Source organism: Mucilaginibacter sp. (assembly GCF_035492695.1).
In the GTDB taxonomy this organism is placed as follows: Bacteria; Bacteroidota; Bacteroidia; order Sphingobacteriales; family Sphingobacteriaceae; genus Mucilaginibacter.
On sequence record NZ_DATJJC010000033.1, the window covers coordinates 341,708 to 361,337 of the forward strand.

Annotated in this window: 17 protein-coding genes and 1 riboswitch; of the genes, 6 read left to right on the plus strand and 11 right to left on the minus strand. The window is 44.6% G+C overall.

Annotated elements, in window-relative coordinates:
* Positions 1-316 precede the first annotated feature (316 nt).
* On the plus strand, positions 317-2,101 hold the full coding sequence (locus VL525_RS21710; protein WP_325389663.1) for a glycoside hydrolase family 15 protein: 1,785 nt from the start codon (positions 317-319) through the stop codon (positions 2,099-2,101).
* Positions 2,102-2,179: 78 nt separating this feature from the next.
* Here VL525_RS21710 and VL525_RS21715 read toward each other — a convergent pair whose 3' ends face one another.
* The 5 genes from VL525_RS21715 to VL525_RS21735 form a co-directional block, all read right to left on the minus strand.
* Positions 2,180-4,384, minus strand: coding sequence for a bifunctional alpha,alpha-trehalose-phosphate synthase (UDP-forming)/trehalose-phosphatase (locus VL525_RS21715; protein WP_325389665.1), 2,205 nt, complete (start codon positions 4,382-4,384; stop codon positions 2,180-2,182).
* Positions 4,385-4,559: 175 nt separating this feature from the next.
* Positions 4,560-5,033 (minus strand): hypothetical protein, encoded by a 474-nt coding sequence (locus VL525_RS21720; RefSeq protein WP_325389667.1) that lies wholly within the window; start codon positions 5,031-5,033, stop codon positions 4,560-4,562.
* A gap of 388 nt (positions 5,034-5,421) precedes the next feature.
* Complete coding sequence (locus tag VL525_RS21725; protein ID WP_325389669.1) at positions 5,422-6,228, minus strand: SDR family oxidoreductase; 807 nt, start codon at positions 6,226-6,228, stop codon at positions 5,422-5,424.
* 184 nt (positions 6,229-6,412) lie between these two features.
* Positions 6,413-7,180, minus strand: coding sequence for a hypothetical protein (locus VL525_RS21730; protein WP_325389671.1), 768 nt, complete (start codon positions 7,178-7,180; stop codon positions 6,413-6,415).
* Between the two features lie 140 nt (positions 7,181-7,320).
* On the minus strand, positions 7,321-8,046 hold the full coding sequence (locus VL525_RS21735; RefSeq protein WP_325389673.1) for a hypothetical protein: 726 nt from the start codon (positions 8,044-8,046) through the stop codon (positions 7,321-7,323).
* Positions 8,047-8,237: 191 nt separating this feature from the next.
* Between VL525_RS21735 and VL525_RS21740 the strand changes: the two genes are divergently transcribed.
* Positions 8,238-8,744, plus strand: a complete 507-nt coding sequence (locus VL525_RS21740; RefSeq protein ID WP_325389675.1) for a cupin domain-containing protein — start codon at positions 8,238-8,240, stop codon at positions 8,742-8,744.
* A gap of 18 nt (positions 8,745-8,762) precedes the next feature.
* Here VL525_RS21740 and VL525_RS21745 read toward each other — a convergent pair whose 3' ends face one another.
* The 4 genes from VL525_RS21745 to mqnE form a co-directional block, all read right to left on the minus strand.
* Entirely contained in the window at positions 8,763-9,134 is a 372-nt protein-coding gene (locus VL525_RS21745) for a response regulator (protein WP_325389676.1), read from the minus strand.
* 229 nt (positions 9,135-9,363) lie between these two features.
* Positions 9,364-10,107 carry a menaquinone biosynthesis protein gene (locus tag VL525_RS21750; protein WP_325389678.1) on the minus strand — a complete coding sequence of 248 codons (744 nt, stop codon included), beginning with the start codon at positions 10,105-10,107 and terminating at the stop codon, positions 9,364-9,366.
* 43 nt (positions 10,108-10,150) lie between these two features.
* Positions 10,151-10,774, minus strand: a complete 624-nt coding sequence (locus tag VL525_RS21755; RefSeq protein WP_325389680.1) for a histidine phosphatase family protein — start codon at positions 10,772-10,774, stop codon at positions 10,151-10,153.
* Positions 10,775-10,835: 61 nt separating this feature from the next.
* On the minus strand, positions 10,836-12,029 hold the full coding sequence (gene mqnE / locus VL525_RS21760) for an aminofutalosine synthase MqnE (protein ID WP_325389682.1): 1,194 nt from the start codon (positions 12,027-12,029) through the stop codon (positions 10,836-10,838).
* 89 nt (positions 12,030-12,118) lie between these two features.
* Here mqnE and VL525_RS21765 point away from each other — a divergent pair, with 89 nt between their 5' ends.
* Positions 12,119-13,234 (plus strand): trans-sulfuration enzyme family protein, encoded by a 1,116-nt coding sequence (locus VL525_RS21765; protein ID WP_325389684.1) that lies wholly within the window; start codon positions 12,119-12,121, stop codon positions 13,232-13,234.
* Positions 13,235-13,297: 63 nt separating this feature from the next.
* On the opposite strand, the gene VL525_RS21770 is transcribed toward VL525_RS21765, so the two are convergent.
* On the minus strand, positions 13,298-13,807 hold the full coding sequence (locus VL525_RS21770; RefSeq protein ID WP_325389686.1) for a DinB family protein: 510 nt from the start codon (positions 13,805-13,807) through the stop codon (positions 13,298-13,300).
* Between the two features lie 246 nt (positions 13,808-14,053).
* Positions 14,054-14,165, plus strand: a riboswitch (SAM riboswitch).
* A 244-nt stretch (positions 14,166-14,409) separates the two neighbouring features.
* Between VL525_RS21770 and VL525_RS21775 the strand changes: the two genes are divergently transcribed.
* From VL525_RS21775 to VL525_RS21785, 3 genes are all read left to right on the plus strand, one after another.
* A complete protein-coding gene (locus VL525_RS21775) occupies positions 14,410-15,729 on the plus strand; it encodes an O-acetylhomoserine aminocarboxypropyltransferase/cysteine synthase (protein WP_325389688.1) in 1,320 nt (439 codons plus the stop codon).
* A gap of 77 nt (positions 15,730-15,806) precedes the next feature.
* Positions 15,807-16,862, plus strand: coding sequence for a homoserine O-acetyltransferase family protein (locus VL525_RS21780; RefSeq protein WP_325389690.1), 1,056 nt, complete (start codon positions 15,807-15,809; stop codon positions 16,860-16,862).
* Positions 16,862-18,094 (plus strand): homoserine dehydrogenase, encoded by a 1,233-nt coding sequence (locus VL525_RS21785; RefSeq protein ID WP_325389692.1) that lies wholly within the window; start codon positions 16,862-16,864, stop codon positions 18,092-18,094. The genes VL525_RS21780 and VL525_RS21785 overlap by 1 nt, the downstream gene beginning before the upstream one ends.
* 104 nt (positions 18,095-18,198) lie before the next feature.
* Here the strand turns inward: VL525_RS21785 and VL525_RS21790 are convergent, their stop codons facing one another.
* On the minus strand, positions 18,199-19,629 hold the full coding sequence (locus VL525_RS21790) for a dihydrolipoamide acetyltransferase family protein (RefSeq protein ID WP_325389694.1): 1,431 nt from the start codon (positions 19,627-19,629) through the stop codon (positions 18,199-18,201).
* Position 19,630: the final 1 nt, after the last annotated feature.

A 19,630-nucleotide genomic window follows, 5' to 3' on the forward strand; every position in this document is an offset into this window, starting at 1 on the left:
TTAATGATTTTGTGGTTTACAAATATGATTTGAATATAAAGTTACTGTGATTACTGATATATCCAAAAGACAAAATTAAAATAAACTACTAATTTGGTGTGTTTTGTAGTTTTAATTGACGCAGGGATTATATTTGGAAGTTTTACCCACCCTTTTTAAGGTTAAAGAAAGAGTTTTGTAATCTTGGACGTAAATTTTTTCAATTCTGATTTCAGGAGGCTGTGCCAGGAAGCAAAATCAACAGCTGCGCGCCACGCCTAAACATTATACCCTGTTTATTGTTGAACTTATTTAAACTACAATCCGATACTACCTGATGGCACGTCACACTTATCAAACCGGCATCATAGGAAATTGCGCCTATCTTGCCCATATTAATAAAAATACCAATGTCGATTGGCTTTGCTGGCCTAAGTTCGACAGTACCTTCATTTTTGGCGGCCTGCTGGATAAAAACAAAGGCGGCGAATTTTCCATTTTGCCCGAAGGTGAATTTACCTCGCACCAATACTATATTGAAAATACCAATGTACTTTGTACGGAGATAACTGCCGAAAACGGCAGCAAATACCGCATTACCGATTTTGCCCCGCGGTTTTACCATAACCAGCGCTATTATAAAGCGCTGATGCTGATCCGGAAAATAGAGGCCCTGGAAGGTACCCCGCGAATAAAAGTGAAATGTGAACCGGTATCCGAATATGGGCAGATAAAGCTTGATGTAAACCGGGGAAGCAACCATATCCAGTATCTTGGCGGCGACGAACGCATCAGGCTGACAACCAATATCCCGGTGAGCTATGTGTTTGACGAGCAGTATTTTGTACTGAACGAGTGCAAATACCTGGTAATGACCTACGGCGAACCGCTGGAAGCGCCGCTGATAAGCACTGCCGATCATTTTTTGCGCGAGACCACGCGGTACTGGCAAACCTGGATCAAACACTCGTCTATTGCAACATTTTACCAGCCCTATGTGATACGGTCGGCGCTGGCTTTAAAAATACACCAGTTCGAGGATACCGGCGCCATCATAGCGGCCAGCACGACGAGTTTGCCAGAGTCGGACGGCAGCGGGCGCAACTGGGATTACAGGTACTGCTGGCTGCGCGATACTTATTATGTACTTACTTCGCTCAATCACATAGGCCATTTCGAAGAGATGGAGAAATATTTTAACTATGTGACGGATATTTCGGTATCGGAGGATTTCAGGTACCAACCCCTTTACAGCATAACCGGCAAAAGCAGGCTCACAGAAAATATCCTTGAGGACCTGGACGGATATATGGGTAATAAACCCGTGCGCATTGGCAACCAGGCCTACGAGCATATTCAGAATGATATTTACGGGCAGGTGATGATCTCGTTACTGCCTTTGTATACTGACCATCGCTTTATTTTTTCCGAACGAAAAGATTCGGCCAGGTGGATAAGCTTCGTGCTTGGGAAAATAGAAAAAACCATCGACGAGAAGGATGCCGGGATATGGGAGTTCCGTAACATGGCCAATATACATTGTTACAGCAACCTGTTCCAGTGGGCTGGCGCGTCGGCGGCCGAAAAAATGGCGATAGCGATCAACGATAAACCACTCATACGCAAGGCAATTTCGCTAAAAAAACGGGCGGCAAAACACATTGAAAGCTGTTACGATCCGAAACGAAAAGTTTACACCAATTCGGCGGGAAGCTCGAACCTGGACGCCAGTACATTGCAGTTGATCGTGATGCACTACCTCGATCCCAACTCAAAACGGGCCAAAGATCACCTGGCAGCGCTGGAGAAAGAATTAAAGGCATCCAAGGGTTTATTTTACCGCTACCTGTATAAGGATGATTTTGGCAAACCTAAAACCACCTTCCTGATATGCGCGTTTTGGTATGTCGAGGCGTTAGCCACCGTTGGGCGGCTGGATGATGCCCGTAAAGAGTTTGAGAACCTGCTGCAATTTTCCAATCACCTGTTGCTTTTCAGCGAAGATGTGGACGAAAACGACGGTAGTCAGTGGGGTAATTTCCCACAGGCATACAGCCATGTAGGTTTAATGAATGCCGCCTACCGCATAGCGATGAAGCTGGATAAACCGATATTTTTGTAGCTAAAGTAAAAGCAGCAACTCCAAAGTTTTTTTGAACCTGCTGCTTTTTAAACAGAGTTATATTGGGACTGTTCACCACTATTTATCGGTATGTGCGACCAGGTGGTGTTCGGTAAGATTTTTTAGCAATTTGCGGGCCTCGGCAGGCGTACGCAGGTAAAACTTTGCTGCGGATACATTAGTGCCAATTTTTATGGTGATCGCATCATCAGGCAGCGATTTGAAAATATCTTCGTCCGTATAATCATCGCCCAGGGCCATAATGAAATCATAGTTTTCATTATCGACCATGGTAAGCGCCGCTTTACCTTTATTGATCTCGATATTCTTGATCTCCACCACCTTATCACCGGGCAGCAGCTGCAAACCTTTGTCCATAGCAATGTATTTCAGGTTGTTCATCAACTCTCCAGCCCTTAATTCGCCCAGACCTTTTTGCGCTTTGCGGTAGTGCCATACCAGCGAGTAACTCTTTTCCTCGATAAACGAACCTGGCGTGCGATCGACGTACGTTTCCAGTATCGGCGCTATTTCCTGTTTCCACTGCGCCGAAAGGCCGGGCAGCTTGTGCCAGCGGGTGCCTTGTTTTTTGAACCATGCACCATGTTCGGCCACCAGGTCGATATCGTAGTCATCAAACCATTTTTCAAGGTTCTCGTGCTTGCGCCCGCTAATGAGCACCACATGATTTGATGAGTCCTCGCAGAGGGCTTTCAACAGGTCATTTAAATCACCATCTGGGCTGGCCTGGTCGATATCCGAATTGAAATTGACCAGAGTGCCATCATAATCGAGAAAGATGATACGATCGCGCGTTTTTATATAGCGATTGATGATGGATTGCTCGGTGCCTTCGCTCACATACCGGGTTTGCATGGAGCGCTGCAGTTGCTTTACCTCTTCCAGCTTATCCATAAATATTTTTACCCAATGACTGATATTGAATTTTGAAACGATCTGGCGCATTTGGGTCATTCGCGTGCGTTGTTCCTGCAATGGCATATAAGCAGCTTTTACAATGCTTTTAGCTACTTCCTCGGTATTGTTCGGGTTAACGATCAATGCATCGATCAGTTCCTTGGATGCGCCTGCCATTTCGCTGAGGATGAGCACCCCATCGTTGTAAACACGGCTTGCTACATACTCCTTGCTCACCAGGTTCATGCCGTCGCGCATGGGCGATACCAGGCAAACAGCGGCTGATGAATACAGCGCCGAAAGCATTTCTATCGGGAACGAACGGTAAAAATAATGTATGGGAGTCCATTCCACCGTACGGTGTAACGAATTGATATTGCCCACCAGTTTATCTATCTCCTCGCGCAGGTGCGCATACTGCGGAACCGTGTCGCGCGATGGCACCACGATCATATAAAATGTCAGCTTGCCTTTAGCCTCGGGGTAATGGTTAAGCAGATATTCAAAAGCGTGCAGCCTTTGTATAATTCCCTTGCTGTAGTCAAGCCGGTCGATTGATAATATCAGCTTCGTATTGCCGAAATTGGCCTGTATCAGTTTAATATTCTTCTGTACTTCGGGGTCATCCGGCAGCGAGCTGTATTTCTTATCATCTATACCAATGGGAAAAGCCTCGGCGACAATGGTCCGGTCATCTGCGGTTATAATATTGGCCGATGAATTGACCGGCAATATGCGGGTAGCAGCATTTATGAAGTGCCGTACATCGTCGTAGGTATGAAAGCCGATCAGGTCGGAACCCAGCACACCTTCCAGCAGCTGGGCGCGCCATGGGATCAGCCTGAACATTTCATACGAAGGGAATGGTATATGCAGAAAAAAGCCGATGGAGATATCAGGCTGTGCTTTGCGGATAAGCGCAGGCAGCAGCAGCAATTGATAATCGTGCACCCAAATGGTATCGCCGGGTTCGGCTACGTTGAGCACCGCCTCCATGAATATCTTATTCACCCGCTGGTAATAATCCCAGTTGGATTGCTCATAATTGGCATAGGTAGAAACATAATAGTGGAACACCGGCCACAATACCGAATTGGAAAAACCCTCGTAATATTGGTTTATTTCTTCCTGCGAGAGGAAGACAGGCACCAGGCTCAGCTCTTTTAACTGTCCCGTTACTTTCTGCCGGTCGTTCTCATCCGTTATCTCCAGGCCCGGCCAGCCGATCCATAAATTGTTGTTTTGTTTGTAGATAGAACCTAAACCGGTTGCCAGCCCGCCTTCACTGGGCGATAGCTGATACTCGCCATCCTGTTCTGTTATCTTTACGGGCAACCTGTTTGATACAATAATTGTTTTGGGCATATTTATAATATTACCCTTTAATAAGGCGTTTTGGTGGGTTTTTGTTTTAAAATTATTAGGAATAACGGTTAATTAAACACATGCTGCAGCCATGTTGACAACACAAAAATATTGCAACAAAAAAGCCACCCCATTACGGAGTGGCTTGTAGCTTTTTCAGACTTTTGCCCCGGTGTTATTTTACTTCTTTGTAGAATGCAATGTGCGAATCAGGAGTGATGCGTACCAATACGTCTTTAGCATCTTTTTTCAGATCGGCAAAATAAACGGTGGCCTCAGCGTCGGGGTTCAGCTCGGTGTTGTTCTGCAACACGATAACGTGGTCTACAGTGTAACCTTTATACTGAGCGTCAATTTCTTTCTGAGCAGCAGCAGGAACAGCTTTGGCAGATACTTCTTCCGTCAAGGCTACAAACTCGCCCTGGTGGTTGTAGAACGCTGAAGTTTTGATACCTTCCAGTTCGAAGTCGGCACGCTGAAAGTTGCCATTAACGGTCCATGTTACATTTTTAGCATTTGAGAAGTCAGCTGCAAACTGGTTTACTACAGTATAAGATACGGTTACAGTGTGAGCTTTTTTGGTGCCATCGGCAAAAACGCTTGCGCTAAACATAGCTGCGATTGCGGTTGTTATAAATAATTTTTTCATTGTCTTAAATTTTAAATCCGCAACAAAAATACGCTGCTATTGACGAATTTTAAAATTTAAGGCAACTTTTGTAATTATTTGATAAAATATAGGTCGTTTTTTGATTTTCCTAAAAATCCACCCCAATAATAAGTGTATTTTTGACATTATGTCAACGGTGCAGATGGGTACTTATTGTAAAATTAACACTAAGTACTTTTCTTAACAATTTCCTTGCAATTTTATGACAAACGGGGTTTTTACGTAACAAAAACGTTATGTAAGCACTTATAGAAAACGATTAACGGATTTGAAGGACAGTTAGGATTGATGATCTTTATTATATTTTCACCCTACTCTTTGCCCAAAGACAGGAGGATATTATGAATTTAGCGATTCTTTTTGAAGTTTATCCATTATCAGCAAAGCCGGGATATAAGGTCATGCCGCCGTCCATAAATATCGTGGTGCCTGTAATATAATCGGCTTCATCCGATGCCAGCCATGCTGCCAGCTTACCTATATCGGCAGCTACCCCCACGCGGTTATATGGTATCAGGGTTAGCAGTTTATTCAATGCATCGGGATTGCCCCATGCGGCCTGGTTAATATGGGTTTCAACAGCACCGGGCCCTATGCTCATCACCCTGATCTTATGCGGGGCAAGTTCCTGCGCCATGCTTTTCATCATCATCATCACACCGCCTTTACTGGTGGCGTAGTTTACGTGTCCGCCCCAGGGTATCACCTCGTGCACGCTGCTCATGCAAATGATCTTACCGGCGGCTTTGCTGCGCCCCTCCACTACTCCCCTGCGTATAAATTCGCGTGCCGCTTCGCGTGCGCACAGAAACTGCCCGGTAAGGTTAATATTGATGACTGTTTGCCACTGCTCAAGCGTCATATCCACAAACTTCGAATCGCGCTGCAGACCGGCGTTGTTTACCAGGATATCGATGGTGCCGTATTGCTTAAACATTTCCGCAAACATGGCCTGTACTTCGGCCTCGTTACTTACATCGGCATGTATGGCATAAGCCTCGCCTCCGGCCGCAGTAATTTCATCTACCGTTAGCTGGGCCACCTCGTGCGCATCAACGTGGTTGATGATCACCCTTGCACCTGCTTTTGCCAGCTCGAGCGCCACACCTTTGCCAATGCCGCTGTCTGCACCGGTAACCAGCGCGCTTTGCCCCTTTAGTGAATATGTTATCATAGGATGTTGTTTTGGTATAAATATAATAAGCCTATGTTTATTTAAAGGACGGGTTGGGTTAATTGTTTTTGGGCCCTGATGAATTTGATCTGTTAAATCGTGATAGCGGGCAGGAAGAGATCGCGGTTTGTTGGGTTAAATCAACAACAAAGGGCGGGGATTTAAAGACTATTCAGTGGAGATATTAATTATCAAGAATGTTTGTTGTTATCCAATTCCATTTAGGCTGATATAATTCTTCTGATGGAAAGTAGGCGTTTTCTAAAACTCTTACACATGAAAGTATATTTGCTTGCAAACTTCTAATTTGATTTGCACTCAAACGAAATTTTATATTTTCTGTAAAAAATCGGCTTTTATCTAATGTTGTAACTTTGATTATACCATCATAAGTACCCTCTTTCCAAATTAGCGAATTTTCTAATAGGTTTTTCAATTTATCATACTCTTGTGTGGCTTTCAATTGAAACACATCTTGATTATTTTTTGATAAGAGTTCAAATTGCTGATTAATGGCATTGTATGCCTGATCGTGATTGATTTTATATGCTGTTTCGTGAAAACCCACTTTTTTTTCAACTAATCCTTCTTTTAATATTTTAATTGCTATAGCATTTTGTTGCTTTTTAATTGGTGTCAATCCTAGTTCTGATGCGGCATATTCGATTTCATATAGTTTTTCTTCAAACCATTCCCATTTTAAATTATGTCGTTCTTGATTAGGCCCATGAAGCTGTATTTCGATATTTGTAATTAGGCACTCCGAATTTTCTGCGGATAATGCTAACGCCAAATTTATTATTGGGCCATTAATGTTATATCCTATTTCGATTATTCGATAGGGAATTATAGTGATTTTTACTTTTGTAAAGTATTTTATAAATAGTTGTATTATTGGAGGGAGCCAAGCGCAAGCGCCCAAAATGGCCAGAATTTTGTACCAAATATCCATTGTCAATTAAATAGAATTATAAAATGATTTAGATTTGGCCAAAGGGTAAAATCTAATTTTTATAAATCTAAGGATATTAGTATTTTATTTACAATTTAATTTACTAACAGGCTACGCCTAATATCGTTGGCATGGACTACTCATTTTTTTCCGTTTTTAATCTCTTTAAAAAGTCTGCCTTTGTCGATGTCAGTGAGCTCAGAATAATCGTTTGCGTCAATGACTACGATCTCATTCTCAAAACTCTTTAGTTCTTTTGCTATAACTTTAAAATAACCATATTTTTCTAAGTCTGCATTGTCAAAATCTAACCTAGCAGAACAAATAAAGTTAATTTCATTACAATACTTAACCAACCTAGATGCTAAATTTATACACGGCCCTATAAAATCGTAACTGCCATTTGCTTCTGATAACTTATAGATGGTACCTTGAGCAATTCCAAATTTGATTTTTTGCGGTAAATCACCGATCGGTATGTAATCATATAATTGTTCATTAACTTTCTCAATATTTTTTTGGAACAACCATAGTCTATTAATCAAAACTGTTTTAAATCCATGAGCGTTAAAGCTATTAGACTTTTTATCTTCCCATATATATAACATACCATCACCTAAAAACTTTCTTAATGATGGTTTCGTAAGTAAGGGTTCTGTTTTCTCCGATTCGCCATTCCAATAATCATCCCCACCATATATATTTATTTCGACACACTCTATAATGTGATTTATGTATTTTGTTATATAAAATTGCAAATCGGGCTTATTAAAAAAATTTGTAAATCCTGAAATATCAAAGATTAGTGCCAATCCGGTAGTCGGTCTGCCTGCATCTTTAAAGCCTTGAAACTTGTTTTTTTCCATTATATTATGGGTTGTGTAAAGATTTATTCATACTAAATTAACAAAAAAACAACAGATTATTATTCGTAAAATAATAACAACGCAATACCTATAAATACTTTCTCCTTTCCTCGTGTTGTCACCAAAAGCTTACATTTCCCAAAACCATTTCACCCCTAAAACCTTTATCTTTAGCAAATACTTACCCATTTATGAAAAACACCACCCCCACCCCCACCCCCATCATTACCGGCCCGCACGACGGGCCGAGCCTATCTGTTGTAGGCGATACGTACCGAATTTTGGTTAGCGGCAAGCAAACCGGCGGCGCTTTTGCTACCATTGATATGCTGGTACCACCCGGTGGCGGACCCGGTCCGCATGCCCATCCCGATTTTGAGGAGACATTTTACGTGGTGGATGGCGAAGTTGAGGTGAAGTCGGAAGCAGGCGCTTACATTGCAAAAAAAGGAGCATACGTGGTTATCCCGAAAGGCGGTATTGTACATTGCTTTAAAAACAAATCAGATAAAATGGCACACCTGCTTTGCACAGTTATACCCGCCGGATTGGAAGACCTGTTTATGGATATAGGCCAGCCGGTAAAGTATGACGAATTTTTACCCGCGCCACACCTGGACCCCGAAAGCATAGGAAAACTGATCTCAATAGCAGAAAAGCATGGGCAAAAGGTTTTTCCGCCGGATTATTTGGGCTGATCAACGGCTTTTAAAAACTTACGAAGCCGCTTTTAAAGAATGCTTCCGGATAACGCGGTAAAATTCATCCAGTTCAAAAGGCTTGGCGATAAAATCGTCCCATCCGTAGTGCCCTAGTGAATTCAGCAGGCGCGGATAAGCTGTCGCCATAATGACCGGAATGTGGGATGTTGCCGGGTTCTTTTTGATCTGGCTGCAAAGTTCGCCGCCGTTGATACCTGCGATAAGGAAGTCAAGCAGCACGAGGTCGGGCTGCAGTTCGCCCAGGTGTTGAATAATATCGTCAGAACCTGCCAAAATGGACAGGCGGTAGCCGTCTGGCTCAAGCAGATCGCGGTAGAGTGAAAGCAACTCCTCGTTGTCTTCCACGATGAGAACATGTTTGTTCATTAGTTATAATTGGTGTCGATATAACACACAGATAAAACGTTTGTTTATGACCGGAAAAGATTTTTTGTTTGCAGACCGGCAGAGCGCTTACAGTGTCATATTCCGGTGTTCACGAAAATGTTAAAAATGGGGCACTTTTTGAAATAGTCAATAACTGTAAGTATTGATAATCAATAGCTTAGTTCGACTACACGTTTGGCAAGCGGCGTTGGCGTGAACACTTTGTGTATCAAAGTTTTTTGATGTAATCGAGGAAAAGGAAAAGGGCCTTTTTCTTGTCTTCGGTCAGGCTGAAGTCGAGCCTGTGCATCAGGTAATCCTCCAGGTCGAAGTCGTCACGTTTGGGTAACTCTTTCAATAATTCAGGACGATGATCGAGGCCGAATTTGAGCGCCCGGTTAAACTCGTCAACAAATTGCTGGGGAATAGGCTTGTTGGCTATCCACGCGGCAAAGGTGAAAGGCAGGCCGGTGAATCGCTGCCATTCTTCGGACAAGTCGTAAACAAATTTATATTTCACTTTTTTGCCAAAGGTGCGGTCGCCTATTTGTACGTAAGCAGTATTCGCATCAGTTGACTGACCGTAATCCGGAGCATCGGTGACCTGTTCAGGTTCAACCTTCCAGAAGTTTTTCAGCAGCACGCGTGCCAGGTTATTCGATGTCCGGGACTGGGGGTCGAGCTGAACGGTTTTAACTTCCCTGATATCGCAATTACTAAACAGGAACACCGAGTTTACCGCACCAACGGCGCCGATACAATAGTCCGAAACGATATGCCATTCGGGAAGCTGCAACGCAGCAGCAACCGGTATCAGGCCGATGTCGACCTTATCGTCGATCAATTTTTGGGCGCAGTCGGCAGGGATATCCAGGCTCAAGTCTATCTGTTCGATGACCGGAGTATTTTGTATTCCGTAAAGAAATGGTTTGGTGTTGGTATAGCTTACAGCAGATATTCTGATCTTTTTCACTGGTTTTATATTATGTATTTGGACCCAAATCCGAAATCCGGCATCATCTCAAATGTTTAGCGTTATTAAAATCGGCGATCTCGTATTTCGATCCGTCCCAGGTTATTTTATAAAGGACAAGGTTTTGATGCGGGAAACTTTCCATTTCGGTAAGCGGCTTGCCCAGCAGTACACAAAGCAGCAGGCGCATAGCCCGGCCGTGCATGCAAATCAATACGTTCTTTTCTTCGGGATGGCTCATGATAATTTCCAGCGCCTTCAACTGGCGTGCCTTAACCTCGTTAGGGCTTTCGCCACCCTCAAATTTGCTGTCCAGCTTGCCATCCAGCCAGTGGCGTATCAGTTTTAAAAAAGCAGCCTTGTTAGCAGGCGTGCTCGGCTGACCCTCTAACACGCCCCAGGCCAGTTCGTCCAGGCCTTCCAGTTTTTCGTAAGGCAGGCCAAGATCGATAAACTGCTGTATGCTTTGCTGCGTGCGTTTGAGCAGCGAAATGTATATTTTATCGAAAGGAACTTTTTGGTAGGCATCAAAAAATTGCCCGGCTTGCCTGCGGCCTTCGTCGTTCAAATCGGTATCCCGTCCCCTGCCTTGCACTATGCCCAATTTGTTCAGATCGGTTTGTCCGTGACGGACGATGTATAAGGTTTTTAATATTGGAGATCCCACAGATTGCTTTTTTGATTTCACCGATTTGTTGCTTTGGTCTTTCCGCTTTTCGCTTTCAGGTTTAATTGATCACCGGTAATTTGTAAAACTGTGGTTTGGCTTCTTCGGGGAACTCAAAATCAGTATAGTTGGTTACTACATTATACAGCGTGTCCCGCTCTATGGGTTGCCTGCCCACCTGTTTTATCAGTTCCACCAGTTGTTTGGTGCTCATTCCAGGATGCTGTTCCTCGGCGCCTGCCATCGAATATATCTTGGTGGTATCGTCCAGTGTGCCGTCAATATCATCCACTCCGAAGTTTAGTGATAATTGTGCCGTATTCCGGCTTATCATGGCCCAGTAGGCTTTGATATGGTCGAAGTTATCCAAATAAATACGAGCAATAGCGTAATTGCGCAAATCCTCTATAACAGTCGTTTCTGGTACATCCGACATCTGGTTGTCCTGGTTACGGAACTTCAGTGGTATAAATGTTTGGAACCCGCCGGTCTTGTCCTGTAATTGGCGAAGGCGTTCCATGTGGTCAACCCGGTGCCAGTATTTTTCGATATGGCCGTAAAGCATTGTCGCGTTCGACCGCATACCCAATTTGTGCCACTCCTCGTGTATCTGCAGCCATTGGTCGGCTGTACATTTATCCTTACAGATGATGTCGCGTATCTCGTCATGAAATATCTCGGCCCCTCCTCCCGGTATGGATTCCAGGCCTGCTTCTTTCATCAGCTTCATTCCTTCGGCGTAACCGATCTTCGCTTTCTTAAAAATATAATGATATTCAACAGGCGTCAATGCTTTCACATGCAATTCGGGACGATGTGCTTTGATACGGCTGAACAGTTCCGAATAAAACGGTACATCATACTGCGGCAATACGCCGCCAACAATGTGCACTTCGGTAACCGGCTCATTATCGTATTTTTTTACGATGTTCAGCATATCGTCCATGGTGTACTCCCACCCTTCCGAACGTTGTTTGATCATCCTTGAATACGAACAAAACTTACAATCATAAACACACAGATTGGTTGGTTCGATATGAAAATTACGGTTAAAGTACGTGCGGTCGCTGTGCTTTTTATTGCGGATATGGTTTGCCAGCACCCCAAGGTAACTCAATTCGCCTTTTTCGTATAACAAAACGCCTTCATCAAAAGTGATACGTTCGCTATCCAGTACTTTTTGGGCAATTTGCTTAAGATCAGCGGAAAGATCGGGATCCTGTATTAGTACTTGTAAATTACTTTCAGCTTCCATCAGGTAAACTTTGCGACAAAAATAGCAAATGTTACTGTAATGGATGTGTAAACATTAATAAACTGCCTCCAAAGCACTAAGTTTGCCGTATGAAGATCGAGACTATTGCAATTCACGCCGGCAATCATACCGACGAATCTACCAAAGCCGTCATACAGCCTATTGTAATGTCGACCACGTTCGAACGGGCGGCCGATGGAAACTATCCTTCGGGCTATATCTACAGCCGTTCGGCAAATCCAAACCGGACGCAATTAGAGAATGTGCTTGCAAAACTCGAAAACGGCGCCGATGCCGCAGCATTCTCCTCGGGCAACGCCGCAGGTATGACGGTTTTTCAATCTCTCCGGCCGGGTACGCATATTATCGGTCCGGATGATATGTACCACGGGCTTCGTAATCAAGTCAAAAACCTGTTCGCCGGTATATTGGAATTTGATTTCATTGACGTGAATGACGATACCGTTCTGCAAAATCACATTAAACCCAATACCGGGCTTATCTGGCTCGAAACACCTTCAAATCCGTTATTGAAAGTAACCGATATCAGAAAAGTGGTTGCTATCGCCAGGCAGCATAACATAAAAGTAGCGGTTGATAATACCTTCGCGACCCCCATATGCCAGCAACCTTTAGCGCTGGGCGCCGACCTGGTGATGCACTCGTCTACCAAATATTTCGGTGGACACAGCGACCTGATGGGTGGCGCTTTGATCACCGCTGAAAAGAGTGAATGGTGGGCTAAAATACGGGACATCCAGGGATATGGCGGCGCCATCCCCTCGCCTATGGATTGCTATTATATCACCAGGAGCATAAAAACATTGCCCTACCGTATCAAAGGTCATGTTCACAATGCACAGTTATTGGCCGGATATCTCGAGACACACCCTAAAATTGAGTCGGTAATGTACCCCGGCCTGCTATCGCACCCTCAGTATGAAACTGCCAAAAGCCAGATGTCAGCGTTCGGCGGCATGCTTTCGTTTTGTGTAAAAGGAGGTTCGGATGAAGCAAAAAAAGTGGTCAATAAGCTGAAATTATTTACACAGGCAACCAGTTTGGGCGGCGTGGAGACACTGATAGAACACCGTGCTTCTGTGGAAGGCCCAGATACCAAAACCCCGCATAATTTGTTACGCGTTTCTGTCGGCCTTGAACATATTGATGATCTTATAGAGGATATAGAACAAGCGTTAAACTAAGGCGAAAGGGTAAAGGTAAAAGGTGTTGTATTCGATTACCCTTCACCTTTATCCTTTCACCTTTTACCGTGAATATGACATCGCCTCTTTCCCGAGTGCCCTTCTGATTATACCGATCTGCCCGATATGGTAAGCCTGGTGGTCGTTAATAAAAGCCCACAGCCCGGCCAATGTATTATCGAACGGATGTATCGGGTGTTTTGCATCGATAACTTTATTCAATGTTTCTTCGGATAGGTTTTCCAGTCCTTGCCTGGTAATAACGGTATCATGGTTCCATTTATCCTTTATTTCGTCCAGTGTTGGCAGCGGGCTTGGCGGCGCATTAAAGTCCTCTGCACTTCCACCCTGTGTGGTGTGGAAATGATCGCGCCATTTTACTTCTACAGGCGCGCCGCTGATATTGGCAAGGTTAGCATTGGCCCATAGCAAGTGCCCGGCCAGCCACTTTACGCTATTTACAGGGTCAGCAATAGTTTTATTTGATTCATGATCATTGATGTCTTTAATGACATTGTTAAACAATACATCGTGCAGGTCGTATTGCGCTAAAAGTTGTTTTTTGGTTGACATGTTTTTTGATTTTTATCAAAAGTACTTGCAAAATAACCTACCAGTAGGGTGTGAATGCGCCAACTACGGTGTCATTCGCGCCATTTTTAAGCTGAACACATAATGCTAAAAGCAAAAAACTTTGGACTTTCTGCGTTTAGCTTTTCGCTTAAATAAAATTTTATTTGGAGAATTGCATTTCTATCCCCTATCTTCGCAACAATATTTGGTAGTAATACCTCTATCATTACCTCTCAAAAAGGTTTTGATTTATAAAGAAGCGGCGAGAGATCAGGCTCAGCGACCCGCTGGCAACCCTCCAGGGTGGAGAAGGTGCCAAATCCTGGCCCGGAGAATGGATCTCCGGGAGATATAAATTAATAGCCATGAAAAGTCTGTTTAATATTTCCGAGCAAGCAATTTTTAGACCCGCTAAAAGTCTCACGGTTTCACGCGCCCATATTTCCGGGCGTATGTGCATGTGCATTTGTTGATCCTGTTTGTCACGCTAATTTCTTTTTCCTGAAAATACGCGTGTTCCGTTAAGGACCCAGCAACGTTTTTGCACTTTCGCCGGTAACCATTTGAAATCAAAAAATTATAAACATTAAAAATCTAACATTATGTCAGACCTGAGATTCGAAACTTTACAACTACATGCCGGGCAGGAACCCGATCCGACCACGGGCAGCCGCGCTGTACCTATTTATCAAACCACCTCGTTCGTGTTCAAAAATGCTGAACACGGCGCAAACCTGTTTGCTTTAAAGGAGTTTGGTAATATCTACACCCGTATTATGAACCCTACCACCGATGTGTTCGAAAAGAGGGTGGCAGCATTGGAAGGCGGTGTTGCGGCACTGGCGACAGGCTCGGGCCAGGCTGCACAGTTTTTAGCGCTGACCAACATTTTGCAGCCGGGCGAAAATTTTGTCACCTCTCCCTTCATCTACGGAGGCACTTACAATCAGTTTAAGGTGTCGTTTAAACGCCTTGGAATTGATGTGCGCTTTGCGAAAGATGATTCGGCAGGAAGTATAGAAAAGCATATCGATGAAAAAACCAAAGCTATTTATGTGGAAACGATAGGTAACCCCGAGTTTAATGTTCCTGACTTTGAGAAGATAGCTGCACTTGCTAAAAAGCACGATCTGCCTTTGATAGTAGATAATACTTTTGCCGCTGCCGGTTACCTGTTCCGCCCGCTGGAACACGGCGCGCATGTGGTGGTGCAATCGGCTACCAAATGGATAGGCGGTCATGGTACCAGCATCGGTGGTGTTATTGTTGACGGTGGCAATTACAACTGGGGCAACGGCAAATTCCCGCAGTTCAGCGAACCATCCGAAGGTTATCACGGGCTGGTTTTTTCAGATGTGTTTGGCGTGGGCGGCCCATTCGGAAATATCCAGTTCATCATCCGTGCAAGGGTTGAAGGCCTGCGCGACTTTGGCCCTGCCCTGTCGCCATTCAATTCGTTCCTGTTCCTGCAAGGGTTGGAAACGCTTTCACTGCGTGTGCAGCGCCATGTTGATAATGCTTTGGTCTTAGCTCAATGGCTTGAACAGCATCCGCAGGTAGCTAAAGTGAACTACCCGGGGCTGGCATCATCACCATATAATGCGTTAGCTAAGAAATATTTGAAAAATGGTTTCGGCGCCGTGCTTTCGTTCGAAATAAAAGGCGACAAAGAAAATGCGAGCCGGTTTATCGACAGCCTGCAATTAGTGAGTCACCTGGCCAATGTGGGCGATACCAAAACGCTGATCATTCAGCCATCGGCTACCACACATCAGCAGCTTTCGGACGAGGAGCAACTGGCAGCCGGCGTTAAACCGAACGCCTTGCGTGTAGCTGTCGGTATCGAACACATCGAGGATATCAAAGCAGATTTTGAACAGGCTTTCGCAAAGGTGAAACAGCAGCAGCCTGAATTAGTATAGTATAGTTTTTTAAGTGATAATAGACGTTACAGGCCCGGGCCCGTTATAGGGCCCGGCGGATGTAACGAACGGCTAAAATGAATACACAGACTTTTAAATACAAGCAAGGACTTAAACTGGAGTCGGGCAAGGAGTTGAGAGAATTGGAGATCGGTTTTCACACCTACGGCAAACTGAACAAGAACAAGGATAACGTGGTATGGGTATGCCATGCCCTGACAGCAAATTCCGATGTGCTTGACTGGTGGAAAGGGTTATTCGGGCCGACCGATCATTTTAACCCGGACGAGCATTTCATCGTCTGCGCTAATATCTTGGGTTCACATTATGGCACTACCAGTCCATTGAGCATTAACCCGGTAACCGGCCTGCCATTTTATCTTGCTTTCCCGCAAATATCGGTGCGTGATATCGTAAAGGCGCACCAGTTGCTGGCAGAGCATTTGGAGATCGGCGACATTAAAATAGTCATAGGTGGTTCCCTGGGTGGTCAGCAAGCTCTTGAATGGGCTATCATGGAACCCGGGCGTATTAAAAACCTGATCCTGATAGCTACCAATGCCCGCCATTCGCCATGGGGCGTTGCTTTTAACGAGTCCCAGCGTTTAGCTATCGCAGCCGACCGTAGCTTTTACGCCGGCAAGCCCGACGGAGGTGCCAAGGGCCTGAAAGCTGCACGAAGTATTGCGCTGTTGTCCTACCGCGGCTACAAAGCTTACGGTGTTACCCAGCAGGAGGATAACGATAAAAAGGTGGATGAGTTTAAAGCATCGTCGTATCAAAACTACCAGGGCGATAAATTGGTGAAGCGGTTTAACGCTTACAGCTATTGGTATTTGACCAAAGTAATGGACTCGCATAATGTAGGCCGTGGCCGTCATGGTGTTGAAAAGGCATTGAGCCTGATCAAAGCAAGAACATTGGTTGTCGGCATCAAGTCAGACCTGCTTTTTCCGCTCGAGGAACAGCAATACCTGTTTCGGCATATACCTAAGGCAGCATTTGCCGAATTCGAGACATTTTATGGGCACGATGGCTTTTTGATCGAAACTGAAATATTAACTAACATCATCATATCATTTTTTAAAACCGACGTAAAGGGAAAAATTATAGAACTGCAACAATCCGCATAATGAGTAAAAAACTAACTATAGGGCTATTTGGCTTTGGCGTTGTAGGCCAGGGCCTTCACGATATTATCAAAACTAAAAATCTGAATATCGAGATCGTTAAGATCTGTATCAAGGATGGCAGCAAAAAGCGTACGCTGCCTGCCGAGTTATTCACCACAGATAAAGAAGATTTGCTTAACAACCCGGAGATAAATACCATTGTTGAGCTGATAAATGATACCGAAGCTGCTTTTGAAATTGTTTCGAGAGCTTTAAGTACCGGCAGGAACGTTGTTTCGGCCAGTAAGAAAATGATTGCCACACACCTGGATGAACTGATAAACCTGCAGCACCAATATGGCACTTCGTTGCTGTATGAAGGTGCTGTGTGTGGCAGCATTCCTATAATTCGTAACCTGGAGGAGTATTATGACAACGAACTGCTGCATTCTATTTGTGGTATTTTTAACGGCTCGTCGAATTACATTCTCTCTAAAGGGTTTATCGAGGGGCTTGATTATGCCTCTGCCCTAAAGCAGGCGCAGGATCTCGGATTTGCTGAGACCGACCCGATAAGTGACGTTGGCGGCTTTGACGCCAAATATAAGCTCGTGATAGCTGCCTCGCATGCTTATGGTGTAGTGGTAAAGCCGGAAGAAGTATTCAATTTGGGAATCCAAACCCTTTCGTCTCACGACCTGCAATATGCCCGCGAGAAAAATCTGAAGATAAAATTGGTGCCCGTAGCGAAAGAGCTGGACGACCGCCACGTGGCTTTATTTGTATTGCCAAAATTTGTGAATGAGACCGAGTTTCTATACAATGTCGAATATGAATATAACGGTGTCATTGTACAGGCTGCTTTTGCCGACCAGCAATTCTTCTTCGGAAAAGGGGCCGGCGGTCACCCTACCGGTTCGGCAGTCCTTTCCGACATTGCGGCGCTTCGCTACGATTATCAATACGAATACAAAAAAGCGAAAGCAAAAAAGGACCTGAACTTTACCAATGACATCGAACTAAACATCTATTTGCGATACGAGGACGACGACCTTGTGGACGAGCTGGGTTTCGAATATATCCATGAACGCTATTATTCCGGCAATTACAAATTTGTTATCGGGAAGATCAATCTGCAAAAACTGATCGATAACCAGCATCGTATATCGGGTAAGGCGTTCATTGCGTTTGCCGATCAGCTGAGAGGGGTCAGCTTGGCTGAATCGAAAAAGCAGGCAGTTGAGGTCTTATAACAACTTTGCAAAGTTGTTGTTAAAAAGGCTCCCAAACGGGAGCCTTTTTGTGTCTATTTCCGATTAATCAACTAATCACTAATTAACCGCTAACCAGTCGCTAATTACACTGCCCTATTAACGTCCCAGCCTTCCAGGTAATCAGCTATACGGCGCAGGAACGATCCGCCCAGCGCTCCATCCACTACCCTATGATCATAAGAAAGCGAAAGGAACATCATATGACGGATAGCGATCATATCCCCTTGCGGCGTCTCGATAACGGCTGGTTTTTTCTTGATAGCACCCACGGCCAATATCGCAACCTGTGGTTGATTGATAATAGGCGTACCCATCACATTGCCGAATGAACCGACATTGGTGATGGTAAATGTACCATCTTTAACATCGTCCGGCTGCAGCTTGTTGTTTCGTGCACGATTGGCAAGGTCATTCACCGCTTTGGTAATACCAAGCAGATTCAGTTCGCCTGCCTTCTTAATCACCGGGACTATCAGGTTACCGCTTGGCAATGCTGTTGCCATACCGATATTGATGGCTGCTTTTTTAATGATCTGGTTCCCGTTTACAGAAACGTTCACCATCGGCATATCTTTGATGGCCCTTACAACCGCTTCAATAAATATGGGGGTGTAAGTTATTTTTTCTCCTTCTTTCTTTTCGAAAGCGCCTTTTATCTTCTCGCGCCACTGCACAATATTGGTTACGTCCGCTTCCACAAACGACGTTACGTGCGGCGAAGTTTGCTTACTCATCACCATGTGGTCGGCTATCAGCTTGCGCATCCGGTCCATTTCGATGATCTCATCTCCGCCTGAAACCGATGCACCCTGGCCGGTCTTTTGTTCGGAAGCCGGTTGTGGCTGAGGTGGAGCTGCCGCCGGCCTTTGTTCAGTAACGGCTTCCGTGGTCGCAGCCTGTTTTGGTTCTTCCTTTGGCTGTTCGGCGACGTGGGGTTGAGGTGCAGCCGCTTTATAAGCCGCCGGATTTTGAATATAACTCAAAAGGTCGTCCTTGGTTAAACGCCCTTCGGAACCCGTACCAGGTATTTTGTCAAGTTCTTCAATCGTTATTCCTTCCTGTGCAGCTATATTTTTCACTAAAGGTGAATAAAATCTTCCCGCTCCTTTAGCTTCATCAGCAGATGGTTCAATTATAGATTCTTTAACCTCTAATTGATCAAGCACTGGCATGGGTTCGGGCGAAACAGGCTCCTCAGTAGCTGTTTCAGCAACTTTATTAATATCCTCAATAACTTCAGCGGGTTCCACCGGTGTTGTGGTTTCCCCGGCTACGTCCGTTTCTATCACTGCAATTACCGATCCTACCTGCACTACATCATTTTCGTTACAAAGCTGTTCAAGCAATGTCCCGGTTACCGGCGAAGGTACCTCGGAGTCAACTTTATCGGTAGCAATTTCCATTACTGTTTCGTCGGCCTCAATGCGGTCGCCAATGGCTTTGTTCCATTTAATAATGGTAGCCTCGGCAACGCTTTCGCCCATTTTCGGCAGTAATAATTGGTATTTAGCCATA